The 4,118-nt window shown below is 58.5% G+C and carries 3 protein-coding genes; 1 reads left to right on the top strand and 2 read right to left on the bottom strand.

Annotation, left to right across the window (positions count from 1 at the left end):
- Positions 1 to 99: 99 nt before the first annotated feature.
- Positions 100 to 885 carry a metallophosphoesterase gene (locus EV663_RS15355; protein ID WP_132953396.1) on the bottom strand — a complete coding sequence of 262 codons (786 nt, stop codon included), beginning with the start codon at positions 883 to 885 and terminating at the stop codon, positions 100 to 102.
- Positions 882 to 2,282 carry an O-antigen ligase family protein gene (locus EV663_RS15350; protein ID WP_165910226.1) on the bottom strand — a complete coding sequence of 467 codons (1,401 nt, stop codon included), beginning with the start codon at positions 2,280 to 2,282 and terminating at the stop codon, positions 882 to 884. Before EV663_RS15350 ends, EV663_RS15355 begins: the two co-directional genes overlap by 4 nt.
- Positions 2,283 to 2,637: 355 nt before the next feature.
- Between EV663_RS15350 and EV663_RS15345 the strand changes: the two genes are divergently transcribed.
- The gene (locus EV663_RS15345) at positions 2,638 to 3,834 is read left to right on the top strand and encodes a polysaccharide biosynthesis/export family protein (RefSeq protein ID WP_132953392.1); all 1,197 of its coding nucleotides are present in this window, start codon (positions 2,638 to 2,640) and stop codon (positions 3,832 to 3,834) included.
- The last annotated feature ends 284 nt before the right edge of the window (positions 3,835 to 4,118 follow it).

Below are 4,118 nucleotides of genomic sequence, written 5' to 3'. Positions count from 1 at the left end.
GGCTCCGCGCCCGGCGCGCTTGTCCAACCCGAAACCGAACACTATCAACCCCAAGGACTCTCGTTATGAACGAGGGACGACCGGGGGGCAGGTCATCTGCTATGACCTGTTGGGATGTGAGCTGTTGAAAAACCGCAGGCTGCCTTGGGAGAGGTATGCAGCACTCAGGATCGAGGTTGCATAAGCACCGGAATCTAGCAGAATTCGTCTTCCTTCGATGCGGGCCGTCTCCCGTGTAAGATGCCCCTGCACGATCCAGCCATCATCGGCTCTATCCCTGTCGGGATGGCGAGCTGTTCCCCATAATAACGCGTCATGAGGTTGATCGACAAAATCGATTTCGGGATCGGCACCTGCATGGGAGACAAGAACGTTGCCGTTTTGCCAGGAAAGTGGCAACTCATGGAGCCATCTTTCCGTCCGCTCTCCGAGGCGCGTTCGAAATTCGTCCCGCAGGCGCTTGAGATCGTCGGCCGTTTTCATCCTGCCCGGGGTCAAGCCGTAGCTGCCCAAGGTATGGCGGCCGCCGGCCGAAAACCACACGGGTGCCGTCGTCACGGGGTCGACGAGAAAATCCAGGAGCATCTGCTCGTGATTTCCGCGCAGGCACAAGATGTCGCGATGGGATCGTTCGACCATCCCGCACATGAATCGAAGTACTCCCGCAGAGTCTTCCCCGCGATCGACGTAGTCGCCGACGAAGACGATCGGGCAGTTGGGATCGTGATCATCGAGAACGGCAAGCAGCGACTTCAAGGGCGCAAGGGTTCCATGTACATCCCCAACCGCGAAAAATGCGGTCTCCGGGGCGAGAGTTTTGATGGAGGTGTGTGCCGGCCGGAGGGCTGGCCTTGAAAACAGGCGCTTTTTCAAGGCTCTGATCATGTCGGGTTCTCCTTTCGGCGAGAAGATTTGCGATTCTCGTCTCCCCGTGGCCGCGTCCGCCTTCGAGGGGGGTGGCGATGATGGCTGACCGGTGTCAATGACAAGCCCATCCCAGTACCGAGCAAGGCTGCGAAATAATGCGCAACTCCCGGAATTTGTAGCGGGAAGTCGACCATCGAATGCAAGCTGACGAAAAGAAGAAGTGCCAGGACGATGAAGGGCAGGGGACGCAACCTGCCGCGCCGGTGCAACCCTCCGATCGCGGTGCGAAGGATGAAATGATAGGCTACGGCCAGAACGATGAGGGCGAGCAGGCCGACCGCCAGATAGAATTCAAGAAAGGAATTATGGGCTTGTAGCCAGCTTCCCCGCGTTCCCATGCATTCCGGGTCACGATATGCCGGGAAAATATCCCTGAATGTGCCTAGGCCCGTTCCAAGAACCGGGTTGTCTCTTATCGCCTCCAAGCTGCCGATATAGGCACATTGCCGACCTCCCTCATGTGCTGTTTCCACGCGGGAGAGAACAGGCTCGCCGAACAGCGCCAGGAAGAACAGCGTGGTTATCCCGGCCATCACGCCGAGAATCATGAGAGGGTTCGCTCGCTTTCTCGCGTTATCAAGGGGGGGGATGAACACGAAAACCAGCCCGAAGGACAGAAGGGGCAGGCTGAGCAGGCTGCCTGCGCGTGATCTGGTCAGGACGATGGCGATGACACAGGCGAACAGGGCAAGTCCCATGAGGAGCGCGAGGTGCGGGAAACCAGCCAGATTGGACGCCTTCGCACCTGATGCCCTGTCAGCACGATAGATTGCGATCGCCCCGAGAAGCGCGAAAGCCGTTATCGAGAAAAACGAAGCCGCGACGTTCCGGTTCACGAATACGCCGGAAAAGGTGCCATAACCTGCGGGATGGGCGGAAAAGAACATCGTATCTTGGAAAATCGCCTCCAGGATGATCGAAAGAGCGAGAACGACCCCTCCCAACGCGCTGAGTTGCACCCAGAGCCGTTTCGCCGGCTTGTCCTCCTGGGAGAGCAGTAATGCGCCAATGAACACCAGGGCCGGCAAGAGCATTCGGGGGAGGGCATCGAGGCTACGCCAGGGGTTTATGGATAGATAGCCGTTCGGGATCGCAATGATCTCCCCAACCGTTGCCCAGGTGGCGTGGGCGAGCCCGCCCGGAGGCTGCGGTACTGCCTGCAAGCCGGTGTAAAGCGATAGCGCCCCGAGCAAGATCAACGCGATCCTGACCAGAAGACGTGTTTCGTGCCGTCGGATTGGAAGACACAGGGCGGGTATGAGGGTGAGGCCAAGAGCGATCTGGCCCAGATACATGTAGGGCGGGCTCACGGACCCGTTCGGGATGATGCTGAAGGCAAGACCGACAAGCAGCAAGGTTCGTGCGGCTCCTGAACGGCCCCCCAACGTCCTCATCCTGAAAATCCTGCCGTCCACCTGGACTCCCGCGCTCTTGTGGGGCCGATTGATCTGTAGGCCGACGCCGATCCTGCTGCGTGCACGACACGTATTTCGTGCCCCCGGGTCGCGGCGGCGATACCCTCAGGGAGGGTAGGGGGAGATCAAGTCAGACACCATAAAAATTTCCATTAAGATATTTTTATGAGATCATCTGCTCGGCTGTGGGATGTCTGCAACAGCCAAATATCAGCTTATTGGTTAGCTTTCTGTTGCCTTGCTTTTGGGGGTTGGACGTGGCATCCCCCTATCAAAATTATCATGGTGATATCAGATGAACATCAGGCAGGTCCGAAAGCTTCACGTGACGGGGGTCCTTGTCTCGTCGCTTGTCTTGGTGTCTTGTACGGCGATGCCGCGCAACGGCCCCAGTGCCGCAGACGTGATATCCGCGGCTTCGGCGCGCGCCAAGAATGACGAGGCCACCCTCGGGTATGAATATGCCATTGTGGATGTCACCCGTGGAATGTTGCCGTTCATCTCGTCGGACGATGCCAGTTCTTTTGCAAGTTTCGGGGCTGCTTCGAGTACTCCGCCAGAGATCCGGCTGGGGGTCGGGGATGTCATACAGCTCACCATCTTCGAGAGCCAGGCCGGTGGGTTGTTCATCCCGCGCGAGGCGGGTGCGCGGCCGGGCAACTATGTCCAGCTTCCTCCCCAGGAAATCGGCCGGAATGGGAAAATCACCGTTCCCTATGCTGGTGAGGTGACGGCGGCAGGGCAAACGATCGAGTTGTTGGAGAAGAATATCGAGGACCGCCTCGAAGATCAGGCAATTGAGCCTCAGGTGACGATCCAGTTCGTTGAAAAGAATTTTCCGCGCGTATCTGTCGTCGGAACGGTATCGGAGCCGGGGAACTACACGCTCAGAAACAGCGGAGACCGGGTGCTCGACGTAATCGCTCGGGCCGGTGGTCTGACGTCGCCCGAGTATAACAGCTTTGTCAGTCTCACCCGAGGGGGGGCTAGCGCTCGAATCGCGTATGAGGCTTTGACCTCCAACCCCAGGGAGAATATTTTTGTCGCTCCCGCGGATACGATCAACGTGACCTCGGAATTGAAGAAATTCTACGTCTTCGGTGCGACCGGTGTTGTCGGCGAATTCGACTTCAATGAGTCGGAACTGTTCCTGCGGACCGCCATGGGATTTGCGGCAGGGCTTGTTGATGGTCAGGCCGATCCTGCCGACGTGCTCGTTTATCGCAAGGAGGTCCCCGACGCGCTGGAGCGGATGGGTGTTGATGTCTCCAATATTCTCGCGCTGGATGATGGCGTGCCCACCGTCTACAAGGTCGATTTTCGTAAGCCGGACAGTTTCTTCCTGGCCTCCGAGTTTCGCGTCCGTGACGGTGACGTGATCTACGTCTCGAACGCCGAGTCTGTGGAGATTGCCAAGTTCTTTAACCTCGCGACCACGGTGACGGGCGGTACGACCCAGATTGATGCCGACATAAATGCACTGACGGACTGAAGCTGCGACTTACCGGGGCAATGGCGCCCCGGCGCGCTTGGTCGAGAGTAACTCGAAGTTTTTACAGGGTCGGCTGTCGGAGGCGATGATTCCGGACTCCGATAATGGTCGGGGGGCTCGGCCAAGCCGGAATACGCAGCCTGGGTGCGATTGTCCGGGCACATGGCCTGGAACAAGGGGTTTGAGGATCATGTGCGGGATCGTTGGCGTTCTTGGGGATCACGAGGCCTCGCCCCTTCTGGTTCAGGCGTTGGCGCGACTGGAATACCGCGGCTATGACAGCG

This window comes from Rhodovulum bhavnagarense, assembly GCF_004343505.1.
Lineage (GTDB): Bacteria > Pseudomonadota > Alphaproteobacteria > Rhodobacterales > Rhodobacteraceae > Rhodovulum > Rhodovulum bhavnagarense.
The sequence above is the reverse complement of the archived record's forward strand: the minus strand, read 5'-3'. Positions and strand labels throughout refer to the sequence as shown.